Genomic DNA, 21,595 nt, shown 5'->3' with positions numbered 1-21,595 from the left:
CCCCCCCGCGATGCGGTCGAGGATCGAACGGACCTGCGTCCGGTCGACCCGCAGCACCGCGTATCGGGTGGGCCTCTCGTCAGCCGTGGGAAAGTCAACCGTAATGGTCTGCAACGGAGGCACCACGAGGGACTCGCCCGCCTCCACGGCCAGGTCCTCGTCCCCCTCCACTTCCACTCTCACGTGTCCGCTCACCAGGCCGTAGTACGTCAGGTGAGGCGCACGCAGGGACACATTATGGGCCAGCCGTTTCACGGCATAGAACGAAAGCTGCGCTTCGTCTCCCCCTACCCCCAACCGGTGATTGATCAGAGATCCGGAGGCTTCTCCGTACGGTGTTGGCCGAAAAGACCGGGACATGAGCCTAGGGATGAGTGGGCGCGTCTGCGAACGCCGACGTTTGAGCATGCGGTGCAGGCTGCCGCCTAGTGCTTTGAGAAGCTATTTGGCGGACGCTCTGTGGCCCCCCGGAAGTACTCGGTCGCTCTGCTCCCAGCGCTGCGACTTTGCGGATCTCCTGCAAAAGGGCTTCTATATTCGCCCGGCAGCTCCTCACAGGCATGACCTCGCTTCTGCTCGCCCCCCGCCACAGAGACTCATTACAGAGACTCATTTGGGCGCCATTTTGCAGCTTCGCCCACTGTGTGTACTCGGCTGGGCCTCGTCGGTCGCTACGCTCGTGTCGGCTGAACATCAATCCATCAAACAGCTTCTTCTGACTCCTTCAGCGGATGCAACATGCGATGGGGGCTGGGGAGTGTAGTTAGTTCTGTGATCAGAAGATAGAAGGGCCCAGTGGAAAAAAGCCAGGGGGGCACTTACTTTGGGAAGATGGAAGCATTTTCTCGGAAGATCACACTATTGACTCAAAAAAGCGCTTCCTATACTGCATTTGCGTCGAAAAAACGGACGTAACCCCCTTTTTGGCACACATGCTTGTGTGTCGCCGCAATTCTTCTGGCACGTTAGAAGCCCTTCCACCGCTCCCTCGGAGTTTCTCATCGGGCGCAAGAGTCGGAGCAGACAACGCCTCCCTTGCCTCGAACCGACCTCCCCAGATGCCATCCAACCGATGCAGTACATACTCGCACTCGACCAGGGCACGACAAGTTCGCGGTCGATCCTTTTTGACGCGCGGGGGCAGGTCCAGACGATCGCCCAGAAGGAGTTCGACCAGCACTACCCGAAGCCCGGCTGGGTGGAGCACGATGCGAATGAGATCTGGTCGACCCAGATGGGGACGGCCTCCGAAGCCATGAGTCGGGCAAATGTTGAGGCCGAGGGGCTGGCCGCCATCGGCATCACCAACCAGCGCGAGACGACGATCGTCTGGGACCGCGCGACCGGCGCCCCGATCCACAACGCCATTGTCTGGCAGGACCGGCGCACCTCGGGCTTCTGTGATCGGCTCAAAGACCGGGGCCACCTGGACCTCATTCAAGAGAAAACGGGGCTCATCGTCGATGCGTACTTCTCCGGGACGAAAATCAGGTGGCTCCTGAACCACGTGGAGGGCGCTCGTGAGCGCGCCGAGAATGGGGAGTTGGCCTTCGGCACGGTTGACAGCTGGCTCGTCTGGCGCATGACGAACGGCGAGCAGCATGTCACCGACGCCACCAATGCCTCCCGAACCCTCCTCTACAACATCCACGAGGGCGAGTGGGACCCGGAGCTCCTCGACATTCTCGACATCCCTCCCTCCATGCTGCCGGAGGTGCGAGACAGCAGCGAGGTGTACGGCACGACGCAAAGCGGCCCCTTCGACGATGAGGTGCCGATCGCAGGCATCGCCGGGGATCAGCAGGCCGCTCTCTTCGGACAGATGTGTACCACGCCCGGGCTTGGCAAAAACACGTACGGGACAGGCGCCTTTCTCCTCCAGAACACCGGCGAGACGGCCGTCACCTCCGAGCACAACCTGCTCACCACGATCGCCTACCAGATCGACGACACCACCTACTACGCCCTAGAGGGGTCAATCTTCGTCGCCGGGGCAGTGGTGCAGTGGCTTCGCGACGAGCTTAAGATAATTCGGGAGGCCGCCGAGGTAGAACGCCTCGCCCGCACCGTTGACGACAACGGGGGGGTGTACTTCGTGCCCGCCTTTACGGGGCTGGGCGCCCCGTATTGGGACCAGTACGCCCGGGGCACGATCAGTGGGTTGACGCGGGGCGCGAACCGCGGGCACCTCGCCCGGGCCGCCATCGAGAGCATGGCCTACCAGGTGGCCGACGTGATCGACGCCATGGAGGCCGACTCTGGCATCGAGACAACGGAGCTGGGGGCCGACGGGGGGGCCGCGGCCAACGACCTCCTGCTCCAGTTTCAATCCGACATCCTCGACATTCCGGTGGTTCGCCCCAACATTTTGGAAACGACGGCCTTGGGGGCCGCCTACCTTGCCGGCCTCGCCGTGGGCTACTGGGACAGCCAATCCGAAATTCAAGACCAGTGGGAGCTGGACCAGATGTTCACTCCCTCGATGCCGAAGAACCGCGTCCAGACCCTTCGGAATGGCTGGTCGAAGGCGCTGGATCGGGCGCGGGCCTGGGAAGACCCGGACTCCAGCGAAGCCTCCCCCCACCCCTCCGACGCCTCGACAAACGGCTCCTCGAACGCCTTCGCGGGCGAGGAATCCGCGGCTGCCTCGTAACCGCTTCCTGAGCCCTCGTTGTCGCGGACGCTCTTTTTCAGAATCCCATTGATCTGCCCCATGGGCATTCGTGTCGAAAATCTTTGCAAGTCGTTCGGGACCGAGCAGGTCCTGGACGGAATCACCCTAGACATCACCGACCGGAGCTTCTTCAGTGTGGTGGCCCCCACGGGCGCCGGCAAGACCACCCTGCTCCGCATCCTGGCCGGCATCGAGTCCGCCGACGCAGGCACCGTCTACTACGACGGCACGGAGATGTCCGACGTGGCCGTTCAGGACCGGAGCGTCGGGATGGTCTACCAGGAGTTCATCAACTACCCCTCCCTCACCGTCCGCGAAAACCTCGCCTCTCCCCTGCAGGTCAGCGACGAGAATTACTCGGCGGAGGAGATCGAGCGGCGCGTGCAGGAGACCGCCGAAATGCTCAAGATTGACCACATTCTCAACAACCTGCCGGAGGAGGTCAGCGGCGGGGAGGCGCAGCGAACGGCCATCTCACGGGCCCTCATCAAGGAGCCCGACTACCTCTTCATGGACGAGCCCCTCGCCAACCTCGACTACAAGCTTCGCGAGCAGCTGCGCAGTGACTTCGAGCGCCTGTTCTCGGAGCAGGACACGACGGTCATTTACGCGACCCCGCAGGCCGGGGACGCGCTCGCGATGTCGACGCACATCGGCTTTTTGCACGACGGCACCATCATTCAGAAGGCGCTGCGCGACGAGATTTACTACCGGCCGCGCTACCTGCCGGTTGCCGAGTACCTGGGCGAGCCCCCCATGAACATCGTGCCGGTCACGCTCGTCCAGGAGCCGACCTCCACCGACCGGCACTTCGAGGTCGACGACGACACACGGATTCCGGCCCCCGGCTTCGACTCTCTCTCCCCCGACCAGGAGTACCACCTCGGCTTCCGCCCGCAAGACATGCAGCTGTCGGACAGCGGCGAGGCTTCCATTGCCCCGACGCTCTCCTTCGTGGAGACGGTCGGGTCCACTAGCACCTTGCACATGGACTTTCAGGGACAGGAGATCTACGCGCTACACCCGGACCCGGTGCACCTGGAAACCGACACGTCAATCCCGTTTGTGCTCGACCCTCAGAAATTCTACGTCTACGATTCCGAGGCAGGAGACCTGATTGCCACGGGCAGCAACATTCCCTCCTTTTCATAACGCCGACGCTGGTACATGGCTGAGATCGAAGTGCGTGACATACGACACGTCTACGATGCGGGCACCGCGGACGAGACGGTGGCCATCGATGACGTAGACCTGACGCTCCAGGACGGCACCGCCAACGCGCTGCTGGGCCCGTCCGGATGCGGCAAAACCACCCTCCTCCAAATTATCTCCGGGCTGCTTCAGCCCACCGAGGGCCAGGTGCTCATCGACGGGGAGGATGTAACGGCCAAGCCCCCGGCCGAGCGTGACATCGCGCAGGTGTTTCAGTTTCCGGTCATCTACGACTCGATGGACGTCTACGGCAACCTCGCCTTCCCCCTGCGGAACGGCGGGGTGCCGGAGGCCGAAATTGAGGAACGCATTCAGAAAATTGCCGACCTATTGGAGCTGAACGACATCCTGCACAGCAGCCCCTCCAACCTCGGCCCCGAACTGAACCAGCTGGTCGCCCTCGGGCGCGGCATCATCCGCGCAGACACCTCCGCGATTCTCTTCGACGAGCCGATGACCGACGTGGAGCCCGCACGCAAGCTCACCATCCGCCGGCGCGTGAAGGAGGCCCAAAAAGAGTTCGACATTACAGCGCTCTACGTCACCCACGACCAGCACGAGGCCCTCACATTCGCCGAAAAGGTCGCCATCATGCGGGACGGGCGTCTGGTCCAGTATGACACCGGCGAGAACCTGTACGAGAACCCGGTCAACACCTTCATCGGTCACTTCATCGGAAGCCCCGGAATGAACCTCTTGGGCTGTGGGCTGACGAAAGAAAACGGAGCCCCTCACGCACAGATCGGCCCCCATGCGATCTCCGTTTCCGACGACATCCACCATGCGATGGACCTGAGTTGGACGGACTGCCACATCGGCATCCGCCCCAGCTCTGTGACGGTCCAGGTGGCCGATCCGCAGGACGACACGCATTACATCCCCGCAACGGTCAGTCAAGTGGAGATGGTGGGCGGCTACCAAATCTTAACGGCCCGTCTCGACGATACCGACGTGGAGGTGAAGGCCCGGGTGGCCCACGACTACATGATCGACGAGGACGTCTCAATTTGGCTCCGTTTTCCGCCCGACACGATTCAGTTTTTCCACGAGGAGGAAGCCGTGCACGCCCCGTAAGTTGACGCCGCTTCCGCACTTTCCGCGCTAGACCCTTCCCGCACCGATGAAACAACGCCCCTGGCTCTTTCTGCTGCCGGCACTGCTTCTGGTTTCGATCAGTGCCTTTATCCCGCTCATCACGGTCATGAACTACTCCCAGCTCACCCTCCTGCCGGGCACTGAGCCCTACTTCTCAGGCCTGGAGAACTTCGTCGCCATTCTGGAAGACGAGGCCTTCCGGGCGGCACTGGGGCGCCAAGTCATCTTCAGCTTCCTCGTGCTGATTACGGAGATCCCACTCGGGCTGGGGCTGGCCATGGCCATGCCCAAGGAAGGCCCCGGGGTCGGCCTAAGCCTCGTGCTGCTGGGCATTCCGCTGCTGATTCCGTGGAACGTCGTCGGCATCATCTGGCGCGTGTTCACCCGGTCGGACATCGGGGTGCTCCCCGCCGCCTTCGACTGGTTCGGCTACTCGTACGAGATCAGCAGCTCGACCTTCGACGCCTGGTGGACCGTCCTGGCGATGGACATCTGGCACTGGACCCCTCTCGTGGTTCTCATCTGCTACGCCGGCATTCAGGCCATCCCCGAAGAGTACTACATGGCGGCCAAGATCGACCGGGCCTCCCCGTGGAAGACCTTTCGGTACGTCACGCTGCCAAACCTGCGGGGCGTCCTCATCATCGCCGTGCTGCTGCGGCTGATGGACTCGTTTAAGATCTATGCTGAACCGTTCGTGCTTACCGGCGGCGGTCCGGGAAGCTCTACAACCTTCCTGAGCACGTACACCTCACGAATGGCCATTGGAGGATTCCAGATGGGACGCGGCGCGGCCACGTCGCTCATCTATTTCTTCATTGTGATCCTTATCTCGTTCGTGATTTACATCGTCATGCTTAATCTTGGACAAGGCGCAGGTGGTGACCAATGAACAAAAAATATTACCTCATCCTGTTTTTGGTATTCATCCTGGTGCCCATCTACTGGATGGTGAACATGTCGTTTAAGCCGAACTCCGAGATCTTGAATCGGCTGACGCTGTATCCCCACGAGTTCACCCTCGCAAACTACAAGGAGATTTTGAGCTCGGAGTTCTGGCGGGCCGGGTACATCAACTCCATCCTCATGGCCTCCATGAACGTGGTGTTCGTCACCATCGCGGCCCTGCCCGCGGCGTACGCGTTCTCGCGCTGGGACTTCCGGGGCGACAAGCACTTGTTCTTCTGGTTTCTGACGAACCGGATGGCCCCACCGGCAGCCTTCATGGTGCCGTTCTTTATTCTTTACTCGAACCTGAACCTGATCGACACCTACTGGGCGGTCGCCCTGGCGCACTGCCTGTTCAACCTGCCACTGGCCATCTGGATCTTGGAAGGGTTCATGTCCGGCATTCCCAAGGAGATCGATGAGATGGCCTTCATCGACGGGCACAGCTTTCCCAGCTTCTGCTGGAACATCTTTCTTCCGCTGATCAAGCCCGGCATCGCGGTGACCGCGTTCCTGACGTTCATGTTCTCCTGGGTGGAACTGTTGCTCGCCCGCACCCTCACCAACGAGGCCGCACAGCCGATCACCGTCACCCTCACCCGGAGCCTCGGCGCCGGCGGCTGGGACTGGGGCGTGCTGGCCGCGGCGGGCGTCATCGCCATGATTCCCGGGGCCATCATCGTGTACCTCGTCCGCGACCTCTTGGCTACGGGCTTCTCGATGGGCCGCGTGTAGCCCGTCGCTGGCCTCCTTCTGCCTGCCTCCCTCAACCCAACCGGTCCCCATGCTCTCTCTCCCCCCCGACTGGATGAACTGGACGACCTCCACCTTCCTCTTCCTCGGGTCGATCCTTCTGCTGCTCATTGGCCTCACGATCTGGGACATGAAGGCCCCCGGCTGGGCCCGCCAGGGGCTCCTTCCCATCGAGACCACACGCGGCGACCGCTTCTTCATGGGCCTGCTGATGACAGGGTGCATCTTTTGCCTGTGGCTGTACTTCGTGGGGCCGACGGCGGCGTGGGGCGTCCTCGTTCTGGGCATCGTGTCCATCGTCGGCGCCATCAACTTTTTCTAGATCCCCTCCCCTCGTGCTCGCGGACGGGCCTCGACCCGCAGGGAAGCAAGACGTCCGCTCCCCGTGACCGGATGAGCATTTCGGGGCCACAGGAGCTCGGCGGGACCCAGACGCCGAGGCGGTCCACGTGTCCCTCCAAGTGCTCCTGTGACCCACCCCACAGCCCGCACACGAAGACTCGCCACGCAGAGCAGCGACTTTGGGAAGATGGAATCATTTTCTTGGAAGATTGGACTACCGATGAAGAAAAGCGCTTTCTATACTCTGACATAACATCACGAGGGGGAGAAAACATCCTCACCTCCATCCTGGAAGCGCTTACGCATGCCTCCGGCCTGTCGTCTTTCGGAGGAACACACCCCGGTCTTTTCGACCTCGATCGTCCTTAACGACCTCTTTCATCATCAATGGTGACTTTGTCATGAGCACGTTTTACCAATCCCAAGCGGCGCGTCGCCCCTGGCTGATCCCCGTGGCGTTGTGCGTCGCGGCACTTCTCTTCCACCCCGCCGTGCCGGCACAGGCGCAGGACTTTCCGGATGAGCCAAACTACCCGGACATCACGAAACAGGAAGCGCGGGAGTACGCCCAGAGCGAGTACGGCCCGATGAACGACCGCAAACAGGCCGCCCTGAAGTGGGCGTTCGAGTTTCAGCCCTCGGTGCTTTCCCTCCGGGAGCAGATCGATGAGCTCATGTGGTTCGCGGAGAACGCCGAATCGCTTCGCGGGACCGATGTCGAGTCGGTGGCCGAGACGATCAAGACCCACACCTGGGAGTCCGAAACGCTTGCCCAGGCCTTTACCGAAATCACGGGGATTGACGTGACGCACAACATCATCGGTGAGGGCGACCTGGTCGAGAAGCTGCAGACGCAGCTCGCCTCCGGCCGGAGCGTCTACGACATCTATGTGAACGACGCCGACCTCATCGGCACCCACGTGCGCCTTGAGAGCGCAGTCAACCTGACCGACTACATGAATGGGGAGGGAAGCGAGTTTACGAACCCGACGCTCGACCTGGACGACTGGATGAATCCGGAGTTCGGCCAGAACTTCGAGGGCGAGCAGCTCCAGCTTCCCGACCAGCAATTCGCGAACCTGTATTGGTTCCGCTACGACTGGTTCAACGACCCGGACATCAAGGAGCAGTTCCGGAACGAGTACGGGTATGAGCTGGGCGTGCCGCGCAACTGGGCCGCCTACGAGGACATCGCCGAGTTCTTTACCGAGTCGGTGTCCCCCTCCGACGTCGGGGCCGACACGGACGGCGTGTACGGCCACATGGACTACGGTCGGCGCGGCCCCTCCCTGGGCTGGCGCTTCACGGACGCCTGGCTATCGATCGCGGGCGCCGGCGACAAAGGCCTTCCGAACGGGCGCCCTGTTGATGAATGGGGCATTCGGGTCGAGGACCGCATTCCGGTCGGCTCCTCCGTCGATCGCGGCGGTGCCACGAACGGCCCGGCAGCCTACTACGCCACTCAGAAGTACGTGGACTGGCTGGAGGACTACGCCCCGCCCTACGCCCCGTCGATGAGCTGGTCGGAGGCCGGCCCCGTGCCCTCTCGCGGCAGCGTGGCGCAGCGCGTCTTCCAATACATTACCTTCCTCTCCGCCGACCCCTTCACTTCCCCGAAGTCGGCCGTGACGGACGACGAGGGCAACCCGAAGTGGCGCGTGGCCCCCACGCCCCACGGCCGCTACTGGGACGAAGGCATGAAGGTCGGCTACCAGGACGCCGGCAGCTGGACCATCCCGAAGCAGACAACCGGCGACGAGCGACACGCCTCCTGGATGTGGGCGCAGTTTGCCTCCTCCAAGACCGTCTCGCTCAACAAGTTCAACGTGGGCCGGACCCCCGTCCGAAGCTCCACGGTCAACTCCGAGTACTGGCAGGAGCGCGAGGGCGACCTCGGCGGCCTGATTTCCTTCTACACCTCCCCGGTCGAAGACCAGTGGACGGACTCGGGGCCGAACGTGCCGCACTACCCGCTTCTGGCCGAGCAGTGGTGGAAGCAGGTGGCCAGCGCCGTGACGGGTGAGAAGACGGTCAAGCAGGCGATGAACGACCTCGCGAGCATCCAGAACTCGCTGATGGAGCGCCTGCGGATGTCGCAGTACTCCCCCGAGCTCAACGAAGAGCGTTCACGGGAATACTGGCTCAACCAGCCGGGGGCACCCAAGGCCGAGCGGTCTCCGGAGGAGCCGGAAACCGTCCCGTACGACGAGCTCATCCAGCAGTGGGAAAGTGAGTAGCTTCTCCTCCAGCCGGCCCCTGTCCCGGCCGCAGTGTCACTCACGAGCCGCTGGCTCGCACTGCGGTCGGGGCCGTTCCGGCGTTGCGATGCACAGTTCCATGTGTCTCTCCGAAGGCTGAATCGCTTCTTTGCGGGGAGACCCAGCACAGCCAGGCGCACCTCGGCCCTCACTGCGAGGCGCTACACCGCGCCTGTTTACACGAATCACGAACCAACCCCCAATGTCTCCCATGTCTCAGTTTACGATTTCACGCACTCTCTCCAACCCCTTTCAATGGTTGACAGCCGGCCTCTTTGCGCTTCTGCTTCTGGTGGGCACCGCCGTCCCCGCCCAGGCCCAAATGGAAGACGGCGAGCTGCCAGAGATTGACTTTGCCGTCAATCTCATGCAGTCCGCTCAGTCCATCTCAGTCGACGGCTTCCCTGGCGCCGTTACCGGATTCCACCGGGCCCGAGCCGGCCTGAACGCCAGCGTGCAGTTCTCGGAGAACGTGAGCGGACTGCTGATGCTGGAGCAGGAGCCGAACGACTTCGGGGGTCAGTTTGGCCTCGGCCCCTCGGTCGACTTCATGGTCATGAACCTGCAGGTCAGTGAAGGGCTGACGGTGCAGGCGGGAACGCCCGTCACCGGCCTAATGCACTTCCGCGGCTTCTCGGACGGACCGGTGGTTCAAGGAAACCCTCTCATCGGGAACTCCCCGGCCGACATCATCACGGCGGGTCAGGGCGTAAAGCTGATTGGCTCGTACGGCGGCTTCGGATTTGACCTCACCGCAGCAAAGACCTTTGGGGAAGACTTGACCACCCTGAACGAGGGAAATACTGGTATATGGCTGATTGGGAACGCCACCTACGCCGTTTCCGATGTGCTCCAGGTCGGTGCAGGGCTCGCGGGCGCCACGGGTCAGGAGACCATGGACTTTGCCCGGGGTGACCGTGAGAACATTAACCTGAACCCTGGTCAAAATGGTGGTTTTGGCGATGCGTCCAAGAACACTCACGCAGCCATCCCAAACGGCGGGTGGATCACGCAGATCGATGCCAAGATCACCCCGAGTCCCCTGGACGTAGACCTCTGGGGTGGATTTGCCCGGGACACTGAAGTCAACAACACCGACAACGACGCAGCGGCCATCTTCGGCGGCCTCGGTGCAAAGGTCGACGTTTCGGAGCGCTTCTATCTTGCTGGCCGCTTCGTGATCGTCAACGACCAGGGCGACGCGATTGACGACGCTTCCGGAGATCCGGACGGCAATCTCACACGCTTCGAGGGCGGGATTGGCGTGGAGCTCTACGACCACGCCCTCTTGAAGGTGTCCGGCGTCACGCAGAGCCACGGGGATGCATTCAACTCTGCACAGGTCGATGGAAACGGGAACTCTCTGCCTGTTACCCGTCCAGCCGGAGCCGACAGTTTTGCGGGCGTCCTGACGGAGCTATCCTTCAGTTTCTAACACGCAGAGCGAAGCATAGATGAGCGCACTGAGTTCACCGAAACAGCTCAGTCGGCCTGGGGCCGCCACCTCTCGGTGGGGGCCCCAGCGCGTTCACTCGTCTCCGACTCGGAACCGATGCGCTCCTCGGCACCCTTGTCCCCTATTGTGGGCAGCATTTGTGGACAGCATTCTACCGAGCCCGTATCGGCCAGCACGGCCACTCAAAGCCGACACATTCTTTCTGTTGCTTCCGCAACCGATCTTATGGACCGCACACAAGGCATTGAGGCACTCAACTCTCGGCAGTCGCCGTGGGACTTCGTCATCATCGGCGGCGGGGCGACTGGGCTGGGCTGCGCCGTCGACGCCGCGGCACGGGGCTACGACACGCTCCTGCTCGAGATGCACGATTTTGCCAAGGCGACCTCCAGCCGCTCGACGAAGCTCGTGCACGGCGGCGTTCGGTACCTGGAGCAGGGGAACGTCTCCCTCGTCTTCGAGGCGCTCAAGGAGCGGGAGCGTCTCCAGGACAATGCCCCGCACTTGGTGAGCAACCTCCCCTTCGTGGTGCCGAGCTACAAGTGGTGGGAGGCTCCCTACTACGGCATCGGGATGAAGGTGTACGACCTGCTCGCGGGCAGCCAAAACTTTGGCCGATCGCAGTACCTCAACCGAAATCAGACGATTGAGCGCCTCCCCACCGTGGAGACCGATGGCCTCCGCGGCGGCATTCTGTACTTCGACGGCCAGTTCGACGACACCCGGCTCGCCGTCAACATGGCCCAGACCGCTACGGAGCAGGGCGGTGTGCTCATCAACTACATGAAGGCCACGGGCCTGACGAAGACAAACGGCACAGTGGACGGCGTGGTCGCCGAATGCCAAGAAACCGACACCACGTTCGACATCGAAGCGCGGTCGGTCATCAACGCCACCGGCATCTTCACCGATACGATCCGGCAGATGGACGACCCGTCGGCCGGGACCACCCTCCGGCCCAGCCGCGGGACCCACATCGTCCTGGACAAGTCGTTCTTGCCGGGCGACAGCGCCATCATGGTGCCGAAGACGGACGACGGGCGTGTGCTGTTCGCGATCCCCTGGCACGACCGGGTCGTCGTGGGCACGACCGAGGCGGAGGTCGACGACGTGAGCATGGAGCCCACCCCCGGGCACGACGAACTCGACTTCCTGCTAACCCACGCCCAGCGGTACCTCGTAAAGGACCCGGGCCCGGAGGACGTCCTGAGCGTCTACGCCGGCATCCGGCCCCTGGTGGCCCCCCCTGGGAGCAACGGCGACACGTCGGACATTTCCCGCGAGCATCAACTTAATGTCTCGGAGAGCGGCCTCGTCACCATTTCGGGGGGCAAGTGGACCACTTACCGCAAAATGGCGGAGGACACCATCGACCGGGCGGCCCGCCACGCAGAGCTGGTGCAACGCCCCTCGAACACAGACGATTTGCGCCTGCACGGCTGGCACCAGGACGCCGACCGATTCGGGGACCTTGCCCTGTACGGGGCCGACGCCGAGGCGCTACAGGATTTGATGGAGGACCGCCCCGCCCTCCGTGAGCCCCTCGACGAGCGACTGCCAATTCGGGGCGCGCAGGTGGTATGGGCCGCCCGCCACGAGATGGCGCGGACCGTCGAGGATGTCTTGTCTCGCCGCACACGTTGCCTCTTGCTCGATGCACAGGCGAGCATCGACGTGGCGCCGACGGTAGCAAAGTTGATGGCCGAAGAGCGAGGCCTCTCCGCTTCCTGGGCCGAAGATCAGGTCGACACCTTCACCGAGGTGGCCAGCACGTATCTGATGCCGTCCCTTTCCATGTAGAGGAGTGAGAACCAAGGTGGAGCCGGCTCCCCAGCTGCCCCACAGGCAACTGTGTGTACATACACATTGGTACACCGAAGACGAGAGGGGCAGCAGACGACGTGCCCGTATCCGAAAGACTGTTCCTCTCTCGGGCCCGGAAGAAGCAAACGGTTCGGGAGCCGTTCCGGCGCCTGAGGTGGAGCCGGAACGAACCCCCAGTCCAGCGGGCGATCCACAGGAAGGGCTGTGTCCTGCGGTACAGGTCTCCCGAATGGCCCAGCGGCTCCGAGGCCCGCTATTCTCGCAGGGCTCCATCCCCGGACACCTCAGGGCTTCTGTTCTGCCCCGAGTCATCGGAGGGATCCTCCATCGGGGGCGTGTCAGGACCGTCCGGCGCCGTGCTCAGGGCTGTTGTTCTGGCCGACTGTTGATCCTCCCCAAGGACAAATTGGTGAAGCTGAGTTCGCAGGTCTTCAGTAAGACGGTCCAGGCTGGTGGCAACGTCGGAGACTGCCGTCACGCCGGCGGCCGACTCCTGAGCCGCTGTCGAGATCGACTGAACACTTCGAGCAATCTCCTTGCTGGTGGTGGACTGCTCCTCGGAGGCCGCCGCGATCTCATCGGCCTGGGCCTCCACCTCTTCGATCGAAGCGACAATCTGGTCGAGCGCTCCGCCTGCCTTCTCCGACAACTCAATTCCTTCCTCCGCATTTTGGCTGCTTTGCCGGGCCGCTTCCACGGCCTTCTGAATCTCCGACTGCACCTCGCCGATGATACTGGCGATTTCAGAGGTGGCCTGGTCGGTCTCGTCCGCAAGCTCCCGCACCTCCTCCGCCACCACGGCAAACCCCTGCCCCGTTTCGGTCCCGGAGCCAGACTCCCCCCCGGCCCGGGCCGCCTCAATCGCTGCGTTCAGCGCCAGCAGGTTGGTCTGGCCGGCAATCTCGTCGATGGTCTCGACGACCTGGCTGATCTCTTCACTGGAGGCCTGCAGGCGATCGATCGTCTCGGCGGTGCCCTGCACCTCTCGGGCAATGTCTTTCATCTTCCCGGTCGCCTCCGCAACTACCTCTTGTCCTTCCTGGGCTTGCCGGCTGCCCTTCCCCGCGGACTCAGCGACGGACTGGACGCTTCGGGCGTTTTCGTTGATCGTTTGGTTGAGCTCCTCCACGGCGGCAGCCACCTCTTCGGCCTGGGCGGACTGCTGCTCGGCGCTGGCGGCCATCTGGTCGGACGAGGTGCTGATCTCATCGGCCGACGCGCTGGCTTTGCCCGTCGCGCCCACCACGTCCCGAAGGGTACTGCGGATCGACCGGACTGCGCCCTCCAACTTTGCCCGAAGACGACCGGTCATCTCGGCGGCCTGCTCGGTCTTTTCGTTCGGGGTCGCTGCCCCCTCGCCGGTAAAAGAAACCGTCAGGTCTCCTTCTTCCAGGCGACTGATACGGCCGTCCAGGTCTTCGATCTCTACCCGGAGGAAGCGGCTGATTTCCTCAGCGGTCTCCGCGGCCCGGGACGCCTTCTCCTGCTTCTCTTCGGCCTCCTGCTGGGCCTCCTCCAGATCCGAAAGAAGGACCTCGAGCTCGTCGTTCTGGGCTTCATTTTCGAGCTCGGTTCGGGCCCGGGTTCGCTGCGCCCGAAGGGCCCGCAGGCATCCAAGGGTGAGGAAGCCCACCTCGAAAATCACCCACGCGCTGTGCTCCGCCGCCATCCAGGGCACCGAATAGGTCACCCCAAACATGGACATGGGCCAAAAGATGCTGCGGACGAAGTGATCGACCGCCGTCACGGCCGCGGCACTCACCAAGACTGTCCAGTCATAATACAGTCCCAGAAAAGCCAGCGACACGAAAATGTGGAAATGCATTTCGATGCGACCGGCTGCAAGGTAGATGAGGAGGCCTGACATGAGGAGCTGGGCAATTCCCACTATGTGGCGCGTCAGGCGGGCATCCGGGCGCGCCCAGGCTGTGAGGGCCGCCGGAAGCGAAATGCCTCCCCCGAGCACGAGGGCCGTCCATACGTACGAGCCGACGGCACTCTCAGCCCCGGCCCATGCCTCGGCGGACACCACACTGGCCAACACAACGGTCAGGATCCACTGCACAACCAGGAGCCCGGCAAACTGTCGACTGGTGGCCGTCCATGTGGTCCGAAGATACTGGAGAGTCCGCTCCCGGAGCGCCTCGCCATCGATGGAAACATCGGTGTCCGCGCTTCGCTGCGGTGTTTCGGATTGCATGGTAAAAATAAACGCGCCTCGGCAGTGCTCCCCCACCGTGCATTTCAGAATTCTCCACCTCAAGATTCTCTACCTCAAGGGAACGGGAGCAGTCCCGAAAGCAACACTGTTTGGGAGTCCAGTTCAGCGTATATTATCGACATGTTATACATAGCTTTAAACCCGGAAGCGATGGGGGCCGGTGCTGCGGATTCTCTTGATTGGGGGACTCCATCCCTGCGAAATCTCGGGGCGTGCACCCGCCCCTGACAGACACTCTCTGCCAAACGAAACGCCTGCTCCAGAGAGGCGGAACAGGCGCAGGTGCAGCCACCAAAATGGAGCATTGGTATACAACGCTCAGAAGCTGTTTTGAGTTTGGATCGGATGGAGAGAGCGAGCATCGAGGAGCCGAAAATCGGCGGGTCGAGGGCTGTCGTGGGGCGCCCTGAGCGCCAGCGACGCGAAGCTAGTGCTGCCGTGCAGTGAAGTGCGTTCAGAGTGCGACCGCCTAAGACCGGAGGCGATGTGCAGGTCCTCACTGCCGCTCGGAGCCCCGAGACAGAAATTGAAACGGGTTCTAGGTATACACCCAGGAATACGTCTATTCGAAGGTCATATGGACCTTTTCTACACACGTGCAGACCGATCGTCGACATCTGGTGTACGGTCCACACGTTCTTCGCTGCCGACCTCTTCAATCTCCCCTGAGCCTCTCCATTTACATCCGGGGCCGAGCCGCTGCAAAGAGCAGGAGGCCCGTCGCCACCGAGACGTTCAGCGACTCGGCCGGGCCACGCATCGGGACGGAGACCAGCTCGTCGCACACCTCGGCCACGGACGGCGCCAGGCCCGCCCCCTCGCTCCCGAGCACCACCGCCACGGGTCGGTCCCAGTCGGCCTCCCAGAGCGGGGTGTCGGCGGTGCCCTCCGCGCCATAGACAAAATAGCTGCGCTCCTTGAGTTGCGTGAGCACGCGCGGAAGGTCATCGCTCCGGGCAATGGGAATCCGGGGCGCCGTTCCAGCGCTTGCCTTGATCGCAGCGGCGTTCAGCGGGGCCATCTCGCGGGTCGGCACGATGACGCCGTCGGTGCCCGCCGCCACCGCACTTCGCAGCATCGCCCCGAAGTTGCGGGGGTCTGTCACGCGGTCGATCACGAGCAGCATCGGCTGGGCAGTCTGCACCGCGTCCCAGGTGGGGGCAATCTCGGAGAGCATCGCGTCCACCTCCCGGTACTGGATCGGGGCCGTGATGGCGACGACGCCCTGATGGGTGGCCCCATCGGACTCGTGCCGCAGCCGGGCCTCCGGGACATACTGCACGGGGGTGCCCCGGTCGTCGGCAATCGACCGGATGGCCCCAATCTGGGCACCGTTTACATCCTGCTTGAGCATGACCTTCTCGACGCCAAGGTCGTCGCGCTTCAGGGCTTCCAAAACGGGGCCGCGGCCAATGAGAGTGGAGGTGTCGGATGGGCTCATATTGGAGATGGGAGAGGGGTGGATCCAGTTAAACAAGGAGAAGAGGCCGTACAGGACTTTGCTCCAGAATACGCAACAGCAGGCGGAAGTAGTGGTTCGGCACAGGGCACACTCTTCGGCCTGTTTTCGCGCTGGGCCGAACGGGGCCCCCGTCGTCTCGTATAAGTATCCCTGCTTTTCCCAACCCCCCAGTTCTCAATGACTGCCTCTTCTCCCGGCCGCACCGCGGTCTTCGTCGACGGCTGTCGGCTTCCCTTCCAGCGCGCCGGCACCGGGTACGCCGACCTTATGGCCTACGACATGGGGCACATGGTCCTCCGGCGCCTACTTACCCGAACCGGCCTGCCCGCCTATCGGGTCGAGCGCGTCGTAATGGGCACGGTGGTGCAGGACGTCAACACGAGCAACGTGGCGCGGGAGGCCGCCCTCGCCGCCGGCCTTCCGAACCACGTCCCTGCCTTCACGGTGACGATGGCCTGCATCTCCAGCAACCAGGCCGTGACCAGCGGCGTGGACCTGCTCCGTGCCGGACAGGTGGACATCATGATTGCGGGTGGCACCGAGACGCTCAGCGATCCGCCCGTCCGCCTGAAGCGCCCCGTCCGGAAGCGGCTTTTTCAGGCCCGCAAGGCCCAGAGCACGGGCGACTACCTGGGGCTGCTCGACGGCCTCAGCCCCGGCGACCTGCTCCCCGAGACACCGGCCATCGCCGAGTTTTCGACCGGCGAGGTGATGGGCGAGAGTGCCGACCGCCTCGCCGCAACGTTTGGAATCTCGCGGGCGGACCAGGACCGGTACGCACTGCGCTCCCACGAGAAGGCCGCCGCGGCCCGCGACGACGGGCGCCTCGACGAGGAGCTCGCCCCCACCGCCGTCCCCCCGGAGTTCGACCCAATCACGACCGACAACGTGATCCGGGACGACACCTCGATGGATCAGCTCCAGGACCTCTCCCCCACGTTCGTCAAGCCCTTCGGCACCATCACGGCGGGCAGCTCGTCGGCCCTCACGGACGGCGCCTCGGCAACACTGCTGATGGCAGAAGAGGTGGCTGAGGCCGAGGGCTTTGCGCCGCGCGCCGCGCTCCGCACCTACTCCTACGTCGCGCAGGACCCCGAGACGGAACTGCTCTTGGGACCCGCGTACGCCATCCCCGAAGTGCTCAATGACGCCGGGCTCACGCTCGACGACATCGATGTGATCGAGCTCCACGAGGCCTTCGCCGGGCAGGTTCTGTCGGTGCTCGAAGCGCTCCGCTCCGATGCGTTCGCCGAGGACCACCTGAACCGGAGTGAGGCCGTCGGTGAGGTGGACGTGGACCGTCTCAACACCCGGGGCGGCTCTCTGTCCCTGGGGCACCCGTTCGGGGCCACCGGGGCCCGCCTCGTGATGAGCGCGGTCAACCGCCTCCACGACGAGGGCGGCCGATGGGCCCTCGTGGCGGCCTGCGCGGCCGGCGGGCAGGGCCACGCCCTCCTCGTCGAGCGGCAGGCCTCGTAGCATCCCGGACGTTCGTCTCTTCCTCCTCCACAATGCCCTCCCATGCCCACAGCCCTCTCCGTACCCACGGATCTGCTGACCCTGACGGTAGACGAGGCCGGCGTGGCGACGCTCAACCTCGACGATCCCGACGCGTCGGTCAACAAGATCTCTTGGGACACCCTAAACGCCCTTTCTGACGCCCTGGACGTGGTCGAGACCTACGCCGACCTGTCAGGGCTCGTCATTGCCAGCGGCAAGCCGGACTCGTTCATCGTCGGGGCGGACCTGAGGATGTTGCAAGCGTTTGAGATTCCGGCGGAGGCGCGTCGCGTGAGCCGCGAGGCCCACGCCCTCGGGAAGCGGCTGCGGAGCCTCCCCGTCCCGACTGTCGCCGCGCTCCACGGCCCAGTGATGGGGGGCGGCCTGGAGCTCGCCCTCAACTGCGACTACCGGATTGCGTCCACCGCCGACGCGACCAAGCTGGCCCTCCCGGAGGTGCAGCTCGGCCTGCTGCCCGGCGGGGGCGGCACCCAGCTTCTGCCGCGGCTCGTGGGCGTGCAACGGGCCCTCGGGCTCATGCTTACGGGCAAGAACACGTACCCAGAGAAGGCCCGGCGCACCGGCCTGGTCGATGCACTGATCCACGCGCCCGGCCTCCCCACAGCGGCGCGGCGGGCGGCGCGTCAGCTGGCCACGGGCGAGCGGACCGTCGACCGCGACGAGCCGTCGTTCGGGGACCGCCTGCTGGAGGGCAACCCAGTGAGCCGGCGCGTCCTCTACCGACAGGCCCGCACACGAACCGAGAGCCGCACACGGGGCAACTACCCCGCCCCCCCTCGCATCATCGACGTCGTGCGCACAGGCATGGAGGAGGGGCTGGGGGCAGGCCTGGACATGGAGCGGAAGTGCTTTGGCGAGCTGGCCTTTACGCCCGAATCCCAGGCCCTCGTCTCCCTCTTTTTTGCCAAACGGGACGCAGAGACAAATCCGGATCCCGACCGGGCACATCCAGTCAAGACCCTGGGCGTGCTGGGAGCGGGCCTCATGGGCAGCGGCATCGCCCAGGTGTCGGCCCAGAACGGACTCGACGTCGTGCTCAAGGACCAGTCGCTGGCGCTCGCGTCTCAAGGCCAGAAGAGCATCTGGGAGTCCGGGACCAAGCAGGCGAAGAAGGGCATCATCAACTCCTTCACCCGGGACCAGATCGTGGAGCGAGTCGCCCCGACCGCCAACTACGCCCCGCTCCGCTCGGCCGACCTCGTGGTCGAAGCCGTGCCGGAAGACCTGTCGATTAAGCACGCGGTGCTGTCGGAGGTCGAGGCCGTCGTCGACGAGGACACGGTGCTGGCGTCCAACACGTCCGCACTGCCCATCTCAACCATTGCCGAAGGGGTCGACGACCCGTCTCGCGTGCTCGGCATGCACTACTTCTCCCCCGTCCCCGACATTCCGCTCCTGGAGATCGTCGTCACCGAGGACACCTCCGAGGAGGCATTGGCCACCGCCTACGCCGCGGGCCTTGCACAGGACAAGACCGTTATCGTGGTGAACGACGGCCCGGGCTTCTACACCACCCGCATCCTCGCCCTCTACATGAACGAGGCCCTGCTGCTCTTCGAGGCCGGGGCCGAGATTGAGGCGGTCGACGAGGCAATGAAAGACGCCGGAATCCCGATGGGCCCCTTCGAATTGTTCGACCTGGTGGGCCTGGACGTGGCGGCCAAGATTACGGATGTGATGGGCGAGGCCCTTTCTTCCGAGCGCATTGACATCAGCGACCGGGCGGCCCAGCTCGCGGACGCTGACCTGCTGGGCCAAAAGACCGACTGCGGCTTCTACGAATACGACGCGGACGACGGTGCCGCCGACAAGGAGCCGCAGGGCGTCCACGACGCGGTGTACCACCACAGCGACGCCTCGACCCGGTCCACGCCCTCCGCCGATGCAGTGCAGGACCGCCTCCTCCTCATGATGGTGAACGAGGCCGTGCGGTGCCTCGAAGACGAAGTGCTCCGCGCCCCCATCGACGGCGACCTCGGGGCTGTCTTTGGGCTCGGCTTCCCGCCCTTTCTGGGCGGGCCCTTCCGCCACGTCGACCGCCAGGGGGCCGGCACGGTAGTGGACACCCTTCAGGCCCTGACCGACCGACACGGTCCCCGCTTCCGCCCGGCCGACCGCCTCCGCATCCACGCCGATCAGGACACCACCTTTTACCCGTAAACGCATGGCGCCGTCCGTCTCCGCCCTCAAAAACGCCCTCTCCTCTCCCGCGGCCTATCCGCACGACCCGGATCAGATCGAGTTTGAGCAGACCCATATCTCCCTGGTCGCCCTCGTCCCGCCCCGGGTCTACAAGATCAAGAAGCCGGTCTCGCTCGCCTACCTCGACTTCTCGACCCTGGAGCGGCGTCGACACTTCTGCGAGCAGGAGGTCCGCCTCAACCGTCGCCTCGCCCCCGGCACGTACGAAGGGGTGGTGCCCATCGTCGACACCGATGATGGCCTCCGGGTGGACGGCGACCCCGACGCGGACACGGTCGTGGAGGTGGCCGTGCAGATGCGCTACCTGGAGCCGAGTCAGTTCCTGGAGGATCGGCTCGCCCGCGGGGCCGCGTCGGCCGCCGACATCGACCGGGTCGCCCGTAGGCTCTGCAACTTTTACGAGTCGTGCTCGTCGACGCCCGAGGGGGCCGAGGCGGGCCGAATCGACCGGCTGCGCGCGGGGACCGAGGGGAATTTCGCCGAGGCCGAGGCGCAGGGGCACGTGGGCCATCTCCTCTCACGCCCGGCCCACGAGGCGCTTCGCTTCTTCGCCGACCACTTTTACGACCAACGGGCGTCCCTTCTCCACCGGCGCCGGGCTGAGGGATTCATCGTAGAGGGCCACGGCGACCTGCGGCTGGAGCACGTCCACCTGACCGACGACCGCGTCGCCATCTTCGACTGCGTGGAGTTCAACGACGAGTTGCGGCACCTCGACGTGGCGAGCGACGTGGCGTTCTTGGCCATGGACCTGGACCGCAAGGGCCATCCGGAGCTGTCCCGCCGCTTCGCGCGGCGGATGGCGGATGGGCTGAGCGACCCCGCCCTCCGGACCCTACTTCCCTTCTACAAAAGCCAGCGCGCCCAAATTCGGGGAAAGGTGCACGGCCTGCGGGCCACCGAAGACGAAGTGCCCCCGGCCGAGCGGGCCCGCAGTCGCGCTCAGGCGCGGCGCTGCTACCAGTTGGCCCTCCGCTACGCCGTGGCGGGCCCCGAGCCGCTCGTGGTGGTGATGATGGGCCGGCCCGGCACCGGCAAGAGCACGCAGGCCGAGGCGGTGGCCCGGGCCCTGGGCTGGCCCCACCTCGCCTCCGACCGTGTCCGCAAGACGCAGATGGGCATCCCGCTCCACCAGCGGCCCGACGCCGCGACGCGCGAGCGCCTCTACGCCGACGCCACCACAGAGGCCACCTACGCCACGCTCCGCACCCGAGCCCTGGAGCGGGCGCGGCGGCACCAGGGCACCGTGCTCGACGCGACGTTCAGTCGCCCCGCACAGCGGGCACAACTCCGCTCCGCCCTCCGTGCCGCAGACGTGCCGTACGTGTTCGTGGAGGTCACGGCCCCCGACGACGAACTCAAGCAACGCCTGCGCCGGCGCTCCACTGGGGATGCCACGGCCTCCGACGCCCGGGCCGACGACTTCGAGATGCTCACCGAGCGCTACGAGGCGCCCGACGCCCTGGAGGATTCGCGCCACGTCCGGATGGGGACCGAGGGGACACCCGCCCAGACGACGCTCAACATTCTGAAGACGTTGATCCGGCTGTCCAATTGATACGGGCCGCCTTCTAGCGACAGCCTCCCTGCATACCCAGCGCTCCAGGAAGGCCGCCCTCTTTCCGGA

General features: G+C 64.3%; 15 protein-coding genes. 12 read left to right on the top strand and 3 right to left on the bottom strand.

What is annotated here, in order from left to right:
• The coding region (locus tag B7R93_RS15930; RefSeq protein ID WP_232798407.1) for a cupin domain-containing protein at nucleotides 1-360 on the bottom strand (360 nt) is incomplete at its 3' end.
• Between the two features lie 712 nt (nucleotides 361-1,072).
• Between B7R93_RS15930 and glpK the strand changes: the two genes are divergently transcribed.
• The 9 genes from glpK to B7R93_RS12600 all read left to right on the top strand — a co-directional run bounded on the left by glpK (nucleotide 1,073) and on the right by B7R93_RS12600 (nucleotide 12,538).
• The gene (glpK, locus tag B7R93_RS12640; protein ID WP_103021118.1) at nucleotides 1,073-2,653 is read left to right on the top strand and encodes a glycerol kinase GlpK; all 1,581 of its coding nucleotides are present in this window, start codon (nucleotides 1,073-1,075) and stop codon (nucleotides 2,651-2,653) included.
• Nucleotides 2,654-2,713: 60 nt separating this feature from the next.
• Nucleotides 2,714-3,826: an ABC transporter ATP-binding protein gene (locus tag B7R93_RS12635; RefSeq protein ID WP_103021117.1), complete on the top strand. Its 1,113-nt coding sequence runs from the start codon at nucleotides 2,714-2,716 to the stop codon at nucleotides 3,824-3,826.
• A gap of 15 nt (nucleotides 3,827-3,841) precedes the next feature.
• A complete protein-coding gene (locus B7R93_RS12630) occupies nucleotides 3,842-4,960 on the top strand; it encodes an ABC transporter ATP-binding protein (protein WP_103021116.1) in 1,119 nt (372 codons plus the stop codon).
• A 46-nt stretch (nucleotides 4,961-5,006) separates the two neighbouring features.
• Nucleotides 5,007-5,873 (top strand): carbohydrate ABC transporter permease, encoded by an 867-nt coding sequence (locus tag B7R93_RS12625; RefSeq protein WP_103021115.1) that lies wholly within the window; start codon nucleotides 5,007-5,009, stop codon nucleotides 5,871-5,873.
• Nucleotides 5,870-6,664 (top strand): carbohydrate ABC transporter permease, encoded by a 795-nt coding sequence (locus B7R93_RS12620; RefSeq protein ID WP_103021114.1) that lies wholly within the window; start codon nucleotides 5,870-5,872, stop codon nucleotides 6,662-6,664. The genes B7R93_RS12625 and B7R93_RS12620 overlap by 4 nt, the downstream gene beginning before the upstream one ends.
• Nucleotides 6,665-6,713: 49 nt before the next feature.
• Nucleotides 6,714-7,004 carry a DUF2160 domain-containing protein gene (locus B7R93_RS12615; protein ID WP_103021113.1) on the top strand — a complete coding sequence of 97 codons (291 nt, stop codon included), beginning with the start codon at nucleotides 6,714-6,716 and terminating at the stop codon, nucleotides 7,002-7,004.
• A gap of 421 nt (nucleotides 7,005-7,425) precedes the next feature.
• Entirely contained in the window at nucleotides 7,426-9,261 is a 1,836-nt protein-coding gene (locus tag B7R93_RS12610; protein ID WP_232798406.1) for an ABC transporter substrate-binding protein, read from the top strand.
• Nucleotides 9,262-9,493: 232 nt separating this feature from the next.
• Nucleotides 9,494-10,717, top strand: a complete 1,224-nt coding sequence (locus B7R93_RS12605) for a hypothetical protein (RefSeq protein WP_103021112.1) — start codon at nucleotides 9,494-9,496, stop codon at nucleotides 10,715-10,717.
• Between the two features lie 246 nt (nucleotides 10,718-10,963).
• Nucleotides 10,964-12,538 carry a glycerol-3-phosphate dehydrogenase/oxidase gene (locus tag B7R93_RS12600; protein ID WP_103021111.1) on the top strand — a complete coding sequence of 525 codons (1,575 nt, stop codon included), beginning with the start codon at nucleotides 10,964-10,966 and terminating at the stop codon, nucleotides 12,536-12,538.
• A gap of 277 nt (nucleotides 12,539-12,815) precedes the next feature.
• On the opposite strand, the gene B7R93_RS12595 is transcribed toward B7R93_RS12600, so the two are convergent.
• Entirely contained in the window at nucleotides 12,816-14,762 is a 1,947-nt protein-coding gene (locus B7R93_RS12595) for a methyl-accepting chemotaxis protein (RefSeq protein WP_103021110.1), read from the bottom strand.
• Nucleotides 14,763-15,462: 700 nt separating this feature from the next.
• Nucleotides 15,463-16,224 (bottom strand): 23S rRNA (guanosine(2251)-2'-O)-methyltransferase RlmB, encoded by a 762-nt coding sequence (gene rlmB / locus B7R93_RS12590; RefSeq protein ID WP_103021109.1) that lies wholly within the window; start codon nucleotides 16,222-16,224, stop codon nucleotides 15,463-15,465.
• A 198-nt stretch (nucleotides 16,225-16,422) separates the two neighbouring features.
• Between rlmB and B7R93_RS12585 the strand changes: the two genes are divergently transcribed.
• From B7R93_RS12585 to B7R93_RS12575, 3 genes are read left to right on the top strand one after another with little or no spacing between them, the layout of a single operon-like run.
• A complete protein-coding gene (locus B7R93_RS12585; protein WP_103021108.1) occupies nucleotides 16,423-17,724 on the top strand; it encodes an acetyl-CoA C-acyltransferase in 1,302 nt (433 codons plus the stop codon).
• A gap of 42 nt (nucleotides 17,725-17,766) precedes the next feature.
• Nucleotides 17,767-19,926, top strand: a complete 2,160-nt coding sequence (locus B7R93_RS12580) for a 3-hydroxyacyl-CoA dehydrogenase NAD-binding domain-containing protein (protein ID WP_103021107.1) — start codon at nucleotides 17,767-17,769, stop codon at nucleotides 19,924-19,926.
• Nucleotides 19,927-19,930: 4 nt separating this feature from the next.
• A complete protein-coding gene (locus B7R93_RS12575) occupies nucleotides 19,931-21,526 on the top strand; it encodes a bifunctional aminoglycoside phosphotransferase/ATP-binding protein (RefSeq protein ID WP_103021106.1) in 1,596 nt (531 codons plus the stop codon).
• The last annotated feature ends 69 nt before the right edge of the window (nucleotides 21,527-21,595 follow it).

This window comes from Salinibacter altiplanensis, from assembly GCF_002894645.1.
Taxonomy (GTDB): domain Bacteria; phylum Bacteroidota; class Rhodothermia; order Rhodothermales; family Salinibacteraceae; genus Salinibacter; species Salinibacter altiplanensis.
This window is presented reverse-complemented; position numbering and strand designations above follow the sequence as displayed.